The organism is Anoxybacillus sp. B2M1, from assembly GCF_001634265.1.
GTDB classification, from domain to species: Bacteria; Bacillota; Bacilli; order Bacillales; family Anoxybacillaceae; genus Anoxybacteroides; species Anoxybacteroides rupiense.
On the sequence record NZ_CP015435.1, the window covers coordinates 2,495,001 to 2,508,714 of the forward strand.

A 13,714-nucleotide genomic window follows, 5' to 3' on the forward strand; every position below is an offset into this window, starting at 1 on the left:
TTTTTTATAACTTTCGACGACGTTTTATAATATAACATTTCCAAATTTTAATGTCAATCATTTTTATACGATTATGATTTTCTTTTCCATTTAATCAGCATTCTTTTTATGATGCAATAAAAACAGGATAAATCCAAAATTTTGACCATAACTGAAAAATGAAGTGACTCCTGTCAAGTAGACAGTTATAAAAAAGACTAGGCAACCAGTGTGTTCCGGTATTCTATCGGTGCACACTGGCTTAATTTTTTCTGAAAGCATTCATGATTATAAAACCATACTGTAGTTGTCAATGGCTTGATAGAGTTCTTGTTCTGTTTTACACGGAGAAATAGACTCGCTTATGATTCACATGGAATCCTTCTTTTCTCAAAGCGACTTGCATTCTCGGATAGCCGTAAAAAGGACAGGAACGATGAATCGCCAATAGGTGCTCCTTTAGGATCTGATCTCTTTGTTGCCGTGTCTCTCTCTTCCTCTCTGTACTACACACCATTTGTAATAACCGGCACGAGAAATCTCAGCGATTTCTACTAACCAAGTCAATGGATACGGTTGTTTTAGCTCATGAATGATCTCAAAGCGACTCCGTTTTGGAATCCCCCCTCCCTGTGAAGATTGGGTACTGCTTTTTTAGATACTTTACCTGCGCTTTCAAGTAATCCCGTTCTTCCTCCATACTGTTAAATTTCGTTTGGGGACAACCAACCAATGGATTCCTGTTCACTTGTTTTCCTCCGTTGATCGCCAAGAGATTCTCCATTACGACACTTTTTCACCCATACCTTTACTTGGGTACAGCTTGGAATGTCCAATTTCTTCGCAACCGCTTGACAGCTCATTCCCTCATTCTCATCCATGTGAATCGCTCTTTGTTTGAATTCCTCCGTATAACGGTGAAATGTTTATCCTTTTCGTGCCATAAAAAATTCCCTCCAAGTATAGTGAAACACCCAACGATTAAAAATGGGCTTTTTACATTGTCTACTTAAAGGGGATAATATCACAACATAGAGTCGACTTTATCGATTATAGAGAGTCGGGAGAAGAAACAGGCTGCTTCATTCGACTGAAGCCATAATAAAAAACGGTAAGTGAATAGCGAACAATCCATCTGCATGCTTTAACATTATATAAATTTTAAGAACTCATGTTCTTCAGCATTAGCCCTCTATCACACGTTCATATAATAAAAAACCCTACGACCGCGGGAAAAAATTCTCCATCTTTCTTTTTTAGAGCTGGCTCGCTCAATTCCCCTTCTTAGACAAATCATTCACTTATTTTCGCTGTCTTTCTCTATTCGTAAAACATAAGCTCTCAAAAAATGCTGTATCGTTTCATAATTCGATATGACAAGCATAAGATGGTCATAACAGGGGTTGATGAAATAAAAAAGGGGGGAGAACCGTGAATCATCGTTTTTATGCTTTAAATGGTCATTCGTTAAAGAAAGGACTTATTATTATTTTAGCAGCATTTTTCACCGCTTTTGTTTTATATGTAGAGAAAATCAATCTTTCGGTATTTTCAACATCTAGCGGCCCCAAAGCGATATATAAAGCCGAAAAGCGCGCTAACGAAATCGCTCTAACCTTTGATATTAGCTGGGGAGATCAGTACGCCTTAACGATTCTAGAGGAACTTAAAAAGAACCGAATTAAAAATGCAACTTTTTTTCTATCCGCTTCATGGGCCGAAAGCCATCCGCAAATTGTGAAACGGATTCAAGAGGACGGACATGAAATCGGAAGTATGGGCTACAACTACATAGATTATACTCAGCTTGAAGATGCTCAAATAAGACAGGATTTAATGAAAGCCAAAAAAGTATTTGATACCCTTGGATTAAAAAAAGTAACGTTATTGCGGCCACCAAGCGGCCAATTTAATACAAAAGTGTTAAAAATCGCTGATTCCTTAGGCTATTCTGTTGTTCATTGGAGCATTGACTCAAAAGATTGGCTAAATCCGGGTGTCAATCATATTGTCAAAAATGTCGTTCATGATATGAAAGCTGGTGATATTATCTTGCTTCACGCTTCTGATTCTGCCAAACAAACCCCTCAAGCATTGCCGCAAATTGTGGAAGCAATGAAAAAGAACGGTTATCGAAATGTCAGCATTTCTGAGCTAATCGAAAACGGCCAAACGCAAAGCAAAGACGTGAATTAACTCATGTGTAAAGAGGCTTTCCTGTCTTCAGATCGTTAAAATTCAGCCACTATGTTTAAAGGAGGCTTTGAGAGCCTCCCTCGTTTTTTATATAATATGGGACACTCCCTCATGCTTCGATACCAATCCGGAAATATATACAATGAATGTAAATGGTATCCGTAAAAGAAGTTGCGATTTACCTTTGCCAAATGCACGTGTGATCCAACGCGCTCTCAAACGGATTCACTATGAGTTAAGCATCTTTTGTCAGCTTATGAAGAATCAATAATTGGTAAGCATTGCAAACGAGCAAAGGAATTAACATCAAATATAGCCAGTTTTCATCGTTGATGCGTAACGCCGGAAACCATTCAATGATCGTTACAACTGTCATAAAAAATAAAGAAGGAATAAATGCTTCTTTGTTTGTTTGTTGTCTTTTAACAGCGGCAACAATCACGCCTACGAGCAAAATTCCCAATGCAATCAGTATGTAGCTAATAATGGATTCTCCATCCTTCGCAAACAGCTGATAACGAAAATATATTAAATCAAATAAAACAAAGGCAATCAAAACGATTTGTACCGAATTCCAAAGAGCTACAGACCGGAAAATTCCTAAGCCAAACCGATGAACGGTTAAATAAGCAAAAAAACCCATTTGACTGACTACGCTAAAAATAAAGCCAAAACCAATAAACCATACTAAAACAGCAAACAGTTCACCAATCTTAAACTCAATAAACAGCTTTTCATATTCACTCCAGCGAATAATAAAACCAGCTAACGCTGTTGTGATTCCACCAATTCCTAACGTCGTCAAAAATAACCGAACCCATTTGCGGCTGTTCACACCCTAAACCTCCATCATTTCTCAAGTATTCCTTTAAAATTTTATCAGTCGTTCCTTAAAAACGCTAGCGCTGAATTGGTTCAGCGTATATTTTTTTAGCGGAACATCATATTAAAGATAAGGAACTTTTGCAGAAAGGAGCTTATTACTACATGAAAAATTGGACACTGCTCCTCTTAGTAAGTTTTTTTATTGTTCTTAGTTCTTGCGCTCCACAAGAAAGCAGTCCAGCTCCACCTGATTATGATCAAATCAAAAAAATGGTTGTTGATATTTTAAAAACAGATGAAGGAAAAAAGGCGATTCAAGATGTCATGACAGAAGATAAAGTAAAGCAGCAAATGATTATGGATCAAGCGGTTGTAAAACAAACCATTGAACAAATTTTGACCTCGAAAAAAGGAGAAGAATTTTGGAAGACCATGTTTCAAGATCCAAAATTCGTTGAAAGCTTTGCTAAAAGCTTGAAGACCGAGCAAGAGAAAACTATAAAATCCTTGATGAAAGATCCTGAATACCAAGGAATGATGATAAACATTTTACAAAATCCTGAAATGGAAAAAGAGTTTTTAACTGTCTTAAAAAGCAAAGATTTTCGCAATCATCTTCAAACCGTTATGACAGAAACATTTGACAGTCCGCTATTCAAAGCAAAAATTCAAGATCTGTTAATGAAAGCCGCTGAAAATATGCAAACAACGAAAAAGCAAAGCGGTTCAAATGAAGATGGCGGAGAAAGCGAAGAAGGAGATGGCGATCAGCAAACCCAAAGCCAGTAGCTTTTTTCTAAGCTTATTGAATGCAAAACGAGAGACCGTACAAAAAGGACGGTCTCTCGTTATTCTGTTTGAAAGCGCTTTTCATCACGTGGCTTTTTCATACTCTTCCCCTCACACGTACACATCGTTTCACCGCAGAAAACTTCTCAATGGATAGGCTAGGAGCAAGCGGTCACACATTTCATCTACATGTTCTTAGAAACGGCAAATGTCCGCGTGAATATAAGGAAGCACTGTTCGGCTTATGTAAGCCGGCATAAAGATTAGCACTTCTTGGCTATTTTCTTTGCTATTTCCATATATATTTTTCCAATCTGATGATCCTCTCCATATACGGAAGGCGCAAAATCATCATCGTTCCAATCTGGCTGCTGCAGCGGCAGCTGTCCAAGGAGCTCCGTTTGCAGTTCTTCAGCAAGCTTTTTACCGCCCCCTCGGCCAAACACATATTCTTTTTCACCGGTTAATTTGCTTTCAAAATATGACATATTCTCAATCACACCGATGATTTCATGTTCTGTGCGAAGCGCCATCGCCCCCGCCCGTGCAGCTACAAATGCGGCAGTCGGATGAGGGGTAGTAACGATAATTTCTTTACAAGCAGGGAGCATGGTATGAACATCTAAGGCAACATCTCCTGTTCCAGGAGGCAAGTCCAACAATAAATAATCTAAATCTCCCCATTCCACTTCTTTAAAGAAATTGTTCAGCATTTTTCCTAACATCGGCCCGCGCCAAATCACCGGGGCATTATCTTCAACAAAAAATCCCATTGAAATGACTTTTACGCCAAATCGCTCCACAGGAATGATTTTCTCACCGCGCACAACGGGCCGCTCGGTAATGCCCATCATGTCGGGCACACTGAATCCATAGATATCGGCATCAACGAGCCCCACCTTTTTACCAATTCTTGCGAGCGAGACAGCAAGGTTGACGGAAACCGTTGATTTTCCAACTCCTCCTTTTCCGCTGGCAATGGCGATATATGTCGTTTGTTTTTTTGTTCCTTGATGCTTTGCCATTTCTTCTTCAGGCAATTGAGTAAATCGCAAACCGACAGATGTTGCTCCTGCGTTTTTAAGAGTTTGTACAATCGCTGTCTGTACTTGAAGCTGTTCGGCTGCTCCCGGCTGCGCTAAAGCAATCTTGACGCTTACGTGCCCTTTTTCCTGTTTAATTTTGATTTCCTGAATCGCATTTGTTTCTTTAAAAGGCTTATTTAAATACGGATCTTGTATGTTTTCTAACAATGCTTGTACATCTTGTTCGGTTATCATGATTCATCACCAGCCCTTTTTATGTATTCGTTATCATATTTTTACTATATCATATCTATTAATGATCTTAACATATTGAACCTCTCCGTCTGCAGATAGGGCACACTGATTTATAAGAAAAATGCAAAAAAGGAACAAATCCTCTCTGAAAAAGGAACATGTGCAGCCATCTCCTGAGCTTAGAACCAAATTCTGCTTCGGATGGTTTTCTGATCATTGAACCAGTTGATTGTGCCGATTTTTCAAAACACGCTCCATATGAAAGGTAAAAATAAAATCCTCCCTTAATCAGGAGGAGTTTTTTCATTAGAAAAATAGCGCAGTACTCCTTTATAAATAGAAGCGGCAAGCTTGGTTTGGTATGGATCGGAATTAAGTAGCTCGCGTTCTTCAGGATTCGAGAGAAATCCTACTTCCACAAGTGCCCCTGGCTTTTTTGCATATTTCAGCAAATAAACCGTATCGAGTATTTTCGCAGAACGGTCTGTGTTCTCTAAATTGCGACGTAGTTCAGCTTGAATAAATTTAGCGACCCTCTCGTTTTCAATGTATGTCCCATAATAAAATGTTTGTGCTCCTTTCCATTTCGGAGATGGAATAGCATTCAAATGAATGCTGATAAATAAATCTGCTTCGGATTCATTAATCATCTGAACACGCTTTTTTAAATCCTCCGCTTTCCGGCGGCTATATCCTTTTGTATCCTCTGCCGCTAGATCTCGATCATCCTCACGTGTTAAAAGAACAAGCGCCCCTTGTTGCTGCAAATAATCGCGCAATTTTTTCGCCACATCGAGCGCAATATCCTTCTCTAATACTTTTCCGCCGCCAACCGCTCCGCCATCTGGACCGCCATGTCCAGGATCTAAAATAATAATTCTCCCTGAAAGAGGCAGATTCCACGACTTCATAGAATGAACATCCAAAATGACATATTGAAAAATGATCGCAAATAGGACGATACTTGCACCGATCATCCATAACATTCGCTTCCGCTTCATCTTTTCTCCTCCTGCGTTTTCCCTTCATTATCTTATATGGGACAAGAGAAGAAAGTAGAACCCCTTTTAGCGGAGTTTTAAGCGCCAGCGTTTTTTTCCTTTTTCAAATCCTTCGGTCCACCAGCTGGAAATATAACCTTCACACGTATAATATAATGGCTCGCCAATATGAATATCGTTAAGATCTGTCCAAAAGCATAAAAAATCAAACAAAGCATCGGTCAAGTATTTTTCCTCATGCTGTGAACGTTTTTTGACCAATTCAATCGGCTCGCCATAATAGCCAAATCGGCTGTAGCTTGCACCAAGTAAATAGGCTTCTATCGCCATGTCAATACATCCATCTTCCACCGCTGAGGGAAAGGTGGACTTCCCTTGGAAAAAAGGACGAAAGGATTCAGATGCTTGCTTTTGCAATTTTTCTAACGATAGCTCACGGAGCATTTTTCGCTCATATTTGATCTCTTTTTCCCTTTTCTTTTCTTTAAAAGATGTGATCACACTCATTTGCTTTCACACTCCTTTAGAATATAGTGTCCTACCGTTGAATCGGAAACATGCGTCGAAAAGCGCTGTCACCGATGAAAAAAAATCCCAAGTGGAACGGAGTTTGATATACATCCTGCTGTACCAACGTTTGTCTCAAGTAATGACCTGATTTCGATGGTCGGATGATCGGCTGTTCGGCGCTCGATCACGCTTTTTTGATGCGATGAAAACAAGCTGGTGACTTTGCCCCCGAATATCGCTAAAAAACCACACAAAATGTTTAATTAAACATTCATCTCGCTGTGTTCTTACAGTATTGAACCAAATACTGTCATCATATATTAAGTAATATGACTACACATTTGGCAGGTGATGGCTACATGTACAAAATTAGCTTATGTATGATTGTCAAAAATGAAGAAGAGGTACTTCGGCAATGCCTTACTAGCGTCAAGGATTTATGTGATGAAATCATTATTGTTGACACGGGTTCAACTGATAAAACAAAAGAAATCGCCCAAGAATTCACACAGAAAATATTTGATTTTGAATGGATTGATGATTTTTCCGCAGCCAGAAACTTCGCTTTCAGTAAAGCCACCATGGATTATATATTTTGGATGGATGCAGACGACATCCTATTAGAAGAAGACCAAAAAAAATTTAAACAACTTAAAGCAGAGCTCGATGGTGCTGTGGATGCCGTTTCCATGATATACAATATTGCTTTTGATGAAGCTGGAAACCCGACATTTAGCTACAGAAGAAATCGCTTAGTCAAAAGAGCGCGAAATTTTAAATGGATCGGAGCGGTTCATGAGTATTTAGAAGTCGGAGGAAATATTCTTTCATCAGACATTGCCATTACACATAGAAAATCAGAGAAGTCAAATGGAAATTTGCAAAGCAGCCGCAATCTAACGATATACGAAAACCGGCTCAAAAAAGGAGAGACTTTTACTCCAAGAGATTTATTTTATTATGCTAATGAATTAAAGGATCATGGGCAGTTTGAAAAAGCAATCGAATACTATCAAAAGTTTCTGGAAACGAAAAAAGGATGGATTGAAGATGAAATTCGCGCGTGCATTCATTTAGCGTCATGTTACAGACATTTAGGCAATACGGAAAAAGAAATTGAGGCCCTTGTTCAGTCTATTATGTATGATGTCCCTAGACCGGAAGTCTCTTGCCGACTTGGAGATTTATACAAAGAAAGAGGCATATTCAAAAAGGCCATCATCTGGTATCGATTAGCACTTGAAGTAGACCTTAACGATTCTTTAGGGTTTAGGGAAAACAGCTACTCGACATGGTATCCACATCTGCAATTATGTGTCTGCTATTGGCACATTGGGGAAAAGGAGCTTTCATTTGCTCATCATAATGAGGCGAAGAAGTATAAGCCCACAGATCCGCAAATTCAATATAATGAACAATTCTTTAAAGAAAACTTCAGCAAAAACTAACTAGATCAATGAAAGCCCTCGATATGAGGTGTCATATCGGGGCTATTTTTTTGCCGATATTAGAGGTATAAATGGTTTTCAAACGGGACGCGAATCCTCTTACTATATAAAGATTGAAACATTTTCATTTTACTGATAATCGCCGTTTGATCCTTCATGATCTTGGATTCCAAATGTAAAATTTGTTCCGTAATGTCGTCCTGATCCGTCGAAATGATATAGTCTTCAAGATCTACCGACTTGATAAAGTCAAATACCTTAAATCGATACCCTAACGCAATAAATGGAACATGGGAAGCTAAAGAAAGATAATTCGCATGTAATTTAAAATTAATTGTGAAAGCAAAATGTTGAATGATATTCATTAGTTCCTCTTGATTATAGAGTGTTTTATCCAAAATGGCAGATTGTTTATTATGTAACTTGTTGTATAGCCGTTCAACCGCTTCTAAATCCGCATTCCAAACAATAAACAAGTACACTTTATATCCTTGGTCGATCAATTGATTTAAGGCTCTGGCTAACTGATTTTCAACTTCTATTTCATTTTGGCCATAAATGAAATTATAGGTCGTTCCCCAATTAACCCCGATCACTTTCTCTTGATGATGAAATAGGGGGACTTGATCACCATCTAGATTGCCGTTAGTTAACAGAAACCCGGGATCTCCGCTCACTTGGATATTTTTCACTCCAAAATTTTGCAATACCTTTGAAGTTAATGGTCCTCGCACTCCAACCCATACACTTTCCTCAAACACTTCTCTTGTTTTTAATTTAAAATCATCTGAAACTTCAAGCGGTATTTCTTCATGACTTTCTAATTGTTGAATATAGGATTTCGGCACCCAATCAATTCCTGTTCCCCAGATCATAATTTTCTTATTCAATGATAAAGCTTGATGTAAAATATCAACAGTATAAGGATGAACAAAATAAGGTTCTCTGCTTAAAATGGATCCCCCTCCTAAAACAATGAGATCATACTCTTTAAAAGAAACATTTTTGAGAAATTGATGTTCGATATTGGCGGATTCCAGTTTGTATGAACCATCCAGCTTTAAAAATTGCTGTTTAAATAAATCAAACATTAATTCGTCTCCTAGATTCTGATAGCCAATCCATCCAACATACAACACTTTCTTCAACGCAAATCCCCCCAACTCATACAAAATGAAAATCCAAAGAAATATACAAGGAGTCAAGCGGCATCTTATCCGTATCAGTTGTATTAGTTATCCAATAAAGCCCCATTGGTATCACTCGATTCCTCGCTTTTTTGCCGTAGTCATCAGCTATTGGCTTGTTAACTAGAAAACTCAACAAAAATCTTCTCAAGCAACAAAGGCTTTACAGGGAAATGAATTTGCCTGCTGGTGTTCTTATTCAAGGGAAGAGGCAGAAAAGTTGAGGTTTAGCTAAATCATTTTATGTTTTTAAGTAAACTAATGGATCATCAACACTGATGTTTCAATATCAAAATGACATTTATATAAAATTCCTTTGTTTGTACATAACCGTTTGTCACTTTTCTCTCTGATCCTCATTGATTCGATTGGGCAATTATTCTATTTAAGCATAACTCTTTGTATTTCAATGCTTTAAAGCTCCCCGTGCCTTTCAAAATAAGGTAATCCGGATGGCATTCACCAAGCTCTAGGCACTTTTCGAATGAAGCCAATGCCTCTTGATACTTTCCTTTCTGAAATAAAATATAGCCCTTCATAAAATGCAGATCAACGTAATCCGGATATAACTGCAACGCCTTCTCAATGCCCAGCCAAGCTCCGTCGATGCTATTTGTTTCAAGCAAAATTGTGTATTTCAAGCGATAAACAATAGCAGGTGGTTTCGTTTGTTGACGCAAAAAATTTAGAATCGAAGCATTTACATAAAGGAAAGCTTTACTATAATCCTTTTCACGATAATATTCGCTTGCCAAATGGTATTCAATCCAAGGGCTGTGATGAGGGGTGTTTATTTCTTCCATTATCAACTCTTTATTTCGTGATGACTTATTTTTCCTTTCAGCAATTTCCTTTATATAGCCGTAATGATGAATAGGTGCATCGACAATATCAGAGGTATGATGTGAGAGAATTTCTTCTGGAAGCTGAATCGTCTCGTGGATTCTGTTATAAAACCGAATACCCATATGATTGCGAAACAAACGAGGCTGATAATATAAAAAAAACTGATCTTCCTGAATCGGAAAATGATCTCCATAATAATTAAGAACCGGAAATAAAAGCACATGTGCTTTTGTCTGCACAACCGATTGCTCGACCAAGCGCTCTTGATTAGATTCGAGCTGCTCATCGGCGTCCATCCATAAAATCCAATCACCGCTGGCTTGTAAAAGTCCAAAATTTCTAGCCTCAGCAAAATGATGGTTCCATTCATAATGGTATATCTTTGCCCGGAATTTTTCACAGATAGATAAAGTGCCATCAGTAGATCCCGTATCAACGATAATAATTTCACTGACTAATTTGCTTACACTAACCAAACATTGCTCGATAAAATCTTCCTCATTTTTTACGATCATACATAACGAAATAGCAGGAAATTTCATTGCTGCATCACACCCTTTATCCTGATATCCCGAAATATTAACGATTGCTTAGATATTTAGGCTTCCATGGAGGAGGTAGCGAAGCATCGACTACGACTTTGATATTTTGCACATCAGGTGAGTAATAGGTTAATATTTGCCTGATAATCTTCTCACAAAGCTGTTTGTGCTCTTGTTTAAAAAATGGATGTTGGTGGATTAAAGTCATTAAACATTTTAAATCATGATAACTTTCGTTTTTTTTACTAAGAAAGGGTAATTCCCCCGATAACATCCCTATTTCTTGAAAAAAGAGCTGTTGCTCATACAGATACATATGGATTTTTTCAATCAACTCCAGAGAGTGAACAATAACCCTTTCAGTACAAATTTGTTTTTGTCGGGAAGAAGGGCGGCAAGAAATGGCGAAAAAATAATGAATGATAAATTGAAAAAAGAAATGAAAATATTTGAAGTAGTTGATTTTGCTTTGAATGATTTTATCTTGCACAGATGCGTATTTACTTCGCATTTACTTCTCACCCCACATTTAATCATGTCTCACAAACTACCTAGAACATTTAATCTTATTCCTCATCACAGCCACACGGATAATATCTATCAAGACAATCAGGGCATGGTGGTTCCTCATCACATTCATCTGGATCTTGACTAGGGCATTTTTCACAGCACGTATCACGGTCCAATAAAATGATATCTTCTAGTTTAAATTGCAGTAATATTTGTGATTTGACTACAGCGCGAAGGGTACGATTGATACTTTCGTTTATTTTTAAATAATCATTTAAATTGTTTGGATCTGTATTTAAAAAAGCTTGAAGCTTTTCGGCTTCTGCGTTCAAAATATTTGATAATCCGATTTCTTCAAGGGCAATGGATGATAATAATAAATCGATGGTTTCACATCGTTCTAACGATATAATCGGTGTAATGTTTGGAATATTGGGGAGCGACATATTTCGTTTACCTCCTAAATAAGCTTTTTGTTCCGAATCCTTTACAGGTTTTCCTTTCATCATAAGTCCAAGAATGATGGATGCTCTCTAGGCATTCCTTACATGCAGCTTTTCAAATGAGAACAAAACAAAGAAAGATGGGCAATGCTTTGATCGATAATGGTCTCATAAAGAGGTCTCTTGAAACAAATGAGTTCTGTAGCAACCAATCGCTCCTCACCTGTGCCATCTTCCCTGACGCTTTCTATTTAATGCATTTGCCTATATCATATGTAAAAAATAAGCAGATGTTACCCCAGTAGAAAATATGTTAAAAAAGCAATCATTCTTTCCGCATATGTTCTAATGAATAAAAAAGCTGGTATGCCATGATGCATCCAGCTTTTCTCACTTGAATTAAGCGATTTGGTGTACAGACCAGACAATTCCAGACGATGTACCACCTAAATTTAACCCGATTGTTAAACCATTGGCTTCATAAAATAATCCGATTTGATCCCCTGCTGTTAGTTCAACTTCTCCACTCAATGTAACAGTGCCGCTTCCAAGAACAGCTCTTAAAGTTAAAACTAATGCAACGTTCACATTTAATACAGGGAATAATCCTGTTATTAAGTCTGTCGTGGTAGGGGCAATACGCCTTACAACAAACGCTGGGTTTACACCTGTTCCTAAACTGATAGTCAGTGCAGCAGATGTCTGATAATTAATGGTGGCCGAAATAGAATATCGACCCGTTGCTGGAACCGTATAGGTCCCTGTCGCTTCATTAAAGCTAGGATTATCATAATAAGGGGACGATACGGTCCATCCAGCAATCTGGGTAGAAGCCGTAACCCCTGGCGCAGTAGTGAATGCGGAAAAACCATTTGCTGCAAACGCCGGACCGGTTGGGCCGGTTGGACCTGTTGCTCCTGTCGCTCCCGTCGGACCCGTCGCTCCGGTTGCTCCCGTCGGACCGGTTGGACCCGTCACTCCCGTTGGACCCGTCGGACCCGTTGGACCTGTTGCTCCTGTCGCTCCCGTCGGACCTGTTGCTCCGGTTGGACCGATTGGACCCGTTGCTCCCGTCGCTCCCGTCGGACCGGTTGGACCTGTTGGACCCACTGGACCCGTCGCTCCCGTCGGACCGGTTGGACCCGTTGCTCCTGTCGCTCCCGTCGGACCCGTTGCTCCCGTCGGACCGGTTGGACCCGTTGCTCCTGTCGCTCCCGTCGGACCCGTTGCTCCCGTCGCTCCGGTTGGACCCGTTGCTCCTGCTGGACCCACTGGACCCGTTGCTCCTGTCGCTCCCGTCGGACCCGTTGCTCCCGTCGGACCGGTTGGACCCGTTGCTCCTGTCGCTCCCGTTGGACCCGTTGCTCCTGTCGCTCCCGTCGGACCCGTCGCTCCGGTTGGACCGGTTGGACCCGTTGCTCCCGTCGGACCCGTTGCTCCCGTCGGACCGGTTGGACCCGTTGCTCCTGTCGCTCCCGTTGGACCCGTTGCTCCTGTCGCTCCCGTCGGACCCGTTGCTCCCGTCGGACCGGTTGGACCCGTTGCTCCTGTCGCTCCCGTCGGACCCGTTGCTCCCGTCGCTCCGGTTGGACCAATCCCTCCGCTCGGCATAATTTGAGTAACTTGACGCAATTTGTTATCCAATAATAATTCCTTCTTCATTGCCATCGCCAACGTACTTTGAACACTTTCATTGATTTCTAATATATCTTCAAGTGTCGATGGCGTTGGCAATCCAGGAATGGTACCTAAAGCATATTGAATTTTTTCTCCTTCTGCGTTTACAATATGCGCTATCCCTATTTCTTCCATCGCTATTGAAGCTAAAAGTAAATTGATGACATCATCTCGATTTAAAGAAATAGTTGGAGTAATATTTGGTAAATTAGGCTGTGACACTTCTTTCCCCCCACTCGTATTTTTACAGGTTTCTCTTCTTAACGATCCATTGCTATAAAACCGTCATCCATAATCAACTCAATACAAGCCATAATCACTACCCACTATTCCGAGCATATCGGACAAATGGTTCTTTGACTATCGTCCTGCTATAACACCACCTATTCATAACTCAAATCAATATCTTCTTTAAGTTATTCAATGACATAGCAGATAGTGTAAGATAACTTCCATTTGTTTGTTAAATTTTCCAAAATAG

The 13,714-nt window shown here is 39.6% G+C and carries 14 protein-coding genes; 3 read left to right on the forward strand and 11 right to left on the reverse strand.

Annotation, left to right across the window (positions count from 1 at the left end):
- Positions 1–319: 319 nt before the first annotated feature.
- Complete coding sequence (locus GFC28_RS20290) at positions 320–496, reverse strand: IS3 family transposase (protein ID WP_080862230.1); 177 nt, start codon at positions 494–496, stop codon at positions 320–322.
- Between the two features lie 187 nt (positions 497–683).
- On the reverse strand, positions 684–860 hold the full coding sequence (locus tag GFC28_RS19815) for a hypothetical protein (RefSeq protein WP_231734669.1): 177 nt from the start codon (positions 858–860) through the stop codon (positions 684–686).
- A gap of 550 nt (positions 861–1,410) precedes the next feature.
- On the opposite strand from GFC28_RS19815, the gene pdaB reads away from it, so the two are divergent.
- A complete protein-coding gene (gene pdaB / locus GFC28_RS12100) occupies positions 1,411–2,175 on the forward strand; it encodes a polysaccharide deacetylase family sporulation protein PdaB (RefSeq protein ID WP_044744921.1) in 765 nt (254 codons plus the stop codon).
- A gap of 235 nt (positions 2,176–2,410) precedes the next feature.
- Here pdaB and GFC28_RS12105 read toward each other — a convergent pair whose 3' ends face one another.
- A complete protein-coding gene (locus GFC28_RS12105) occupies positions 2,411–3,010 on the reverse strand; it encodes a KinB-signaling pathway activation protein (RefSeq protein WP_044744920.1) in 600 nt (199 codons plus the stop codon).
- 152 nt (positions 3,011–3,162) lie between these two features.
- Between GFC28_RS12105 and gerD the strand changes: the two genes are divergently transcribed.
- A complete protein-coding gene (gerD, locus tag GFC28_RS12110) occupies positions 3,163–3,789 on the forward strand; it encodes a spore germination lipoprotein GerD (protein ID WP_044744919.1) in 627 nt (208 codons plus the stop codon).
- 263 nt (positions 3,790–4,052) lie between these two features.
- Here gerD and GFC28_RS12115 read toward each other — a convergent pair whose 3' ends face one another.
- The 3 genes from GFC28_RS12115 to GFC28_RS12125 form a co-directional block, all read right to left on the reverse strand.
- The gene (locus GFC28_RS12115; protein WP_044744918.1) at positions 4,053–5,069 is read right to left on the reverse strand and encodes an Mrp/NBP35 family ATP-binding protein; all 1,017 of its coding nucleotides are present in this window, start codon (positions 5,067–5,069) and stop codon (positions 4,053–4,055) included.
- 284 nt (positions 5,070–5,353) lie between these two features.
- Positions 5,354–6,046: an N-acetylmuramoyl-L-alanine amidase CwlD gene (cwlD, locus tag GFC28_RS12120; protein WP_369818780.1), complete on the reverse strand. Its 693-nt coding sequence runs from the start codon at positions 6,044–6,046 to the stop codon at positions 5,354–5,356.
- 90 nt (positions 6,047–6,136) lie between these two features.
- Positions 6,137–6,577, reverse strand: a complete 441-nt coding sequence (locus GFC28_RS12125; RefSeq protein ID WP_044744916.1) for a DUF2521 family protein — start codon at positions 6,575–6,577, stop codon at positions 6,137–6,139.
- 362 nt (positions 6,578–6,939) lie between these two features.
- Here GFC28_RS12125 and GFC28_RS12130 point away from each other — a divergent pair, with 362 nt between their 5' ends.
- A complete protein-coding gene (locus GFC28_RS12130; RefSeq protein ID WP_044744915.1) occupies positions 6,940–8,028 on the forward strand; it encodes a glycosyltransferase in 1,089 nt (362 codons plus the stop codon).
- 59 nt (positions 8,029–8,087) lie between these two features.
- Here the strand turns inward: GFC28_RS12130 and GFC28_RS12135 are convergent, their stop codons facing one another.
- The 5 genes from GFC28_RS12135 to GFC28_RS12155 all read right to left on the reverse strand — a co-directional run bounded on the left by GFC28_RS12135 (position 8,088) and on the right by GFC28_RS12155 (position 13,455).
- Positions 8,088–9,167, reverse strand: a complete 1,080-nt coding sequence (locus GFC28_RS12135; RefSeq protein WP_231883481.1) for a polysaccharide pyruvyl transferase family protein — start codon at positions 9,165–9,167, stop codon at positions 8,088–8,090.
- A 404-nt stretch (positions 9,168–9,571) separates the two neighbouring features.
- Positions 9,572–10,603, reverse strand: coding sequence for a glycosyltransferase family 2 protein (locus tag GFC28_RS12140; RefSeq protein WP_044744913.1), 1,032 nt, complete (start codon positions 10,601–10,603; stop codon positions 9,572–9,574).
- Between the two features lie 37 nt (positions 10,604–10,640).
- Positions 10,641–11,114 (reverse strand): hypothetical protein, encoded by a 474-nt coding sequence (locus GFC28_RS12145; RefSeq protein WP_044744912.1) that lies wholly within the window; start codon positions 11,112–11,114, stop codon positions 10,641–10,643.
- Between the two features lie 55 nt (positions 11,115–11,169).
- Entirely contained in the window at positions 11,170–11,622 is a 453-nt protein-coding gene (locus GFC28_RS19610) for an alpha-helical endospore appendage domain-containing protein (protein ID WP_216636299.1), read from the reverse strand.
- A 333-nt stretch (positions 11,623–11,955) separates the two neighbouring features.
- Entirely contained in the window at positions 11,956–13,455 is a 1,500-nt protein-coding gene (locus GFC28_RS12155) for a collagen-like protein (protein ID WP_066329592.1), read from the reverse strand.
- Positions 13,456–13,714 lie beyond the last annotated feature (259 nt).

Excerpts from the sequence above, each read along its gene's own strand:
- GFC28_RS20290 (WP_080862230.1), bottom strand. The coding sequence starts at position 496 with ATGGTGTGTAGTACAGAGAGGAAGAGAGAGACACGGCAACAAAGAGAT.
- GFC28_RS19815 (WP_231734669.1), bottom strand. The coding sequence starts at position 860 with ATGGATGAGAATGAGGGAATGAGCTGTCAAGCGGTTGCGAAGAAATTG.
- gerD (WP_044744919.1), top strand. The coding sequence starts at position 3,163 with ATGAAAAATTGGACACTGCTCCTCTTAGTAAGTTTTTTTATTGTTCTT.
- GFC28_RS12115 (WP_044744918.1), bottom strand. The coding sequence starts at position 5,069 with ATGATAACCGAACAAGATGTACAAGCATTGTTAGAAAACATACAAGAT.
- cwlD (WP_369818780.1), bottom strand. The coding sequence starts at position 6,046 with ATGATCGGTGCAAGTATCGTCCTATTTGCGATCATTTTTCAATATGTC.
- GFC28_RS12125 (WP_044744916.1), bottom strand. The coding sequence starts at position 6,577 with ATGAGTGTGATCACATCTTTTAAAGAAAAGAAAAGGGAAAAAGAGATC.
- GFC28_RS12130 (WP_044744915.1), top strand. The coding sequence starts at position 6,940 with ATGTACAAAATTAGCTTATGTATGATTGTCAAAAATGAAGAAGAGGTA.
- GFC28_RS12140 (WP_044744913.1), bottom strand. The coding sequence starts at position 10,603 with ATGAAATTTCCTGCTATTTCGTTATGTATGATCGTAAAAAATGAGGAA.
- GFC28_RS12145 (WP_044744912.1), bottom strand. The coding sequence starts at position 11,114 with ATGCGAAGTAAATACGCATCTGTGCAAGATAAAATCATTCAAAGCAAA.
- GFC28_RS19610 (WP_216636299.1), bottom strand. The coding sequence starts at position 11,622 with ATGATGAAAGGAAAACCTGTAAAGGATTCGGAACAAAAAGCTTATTTA.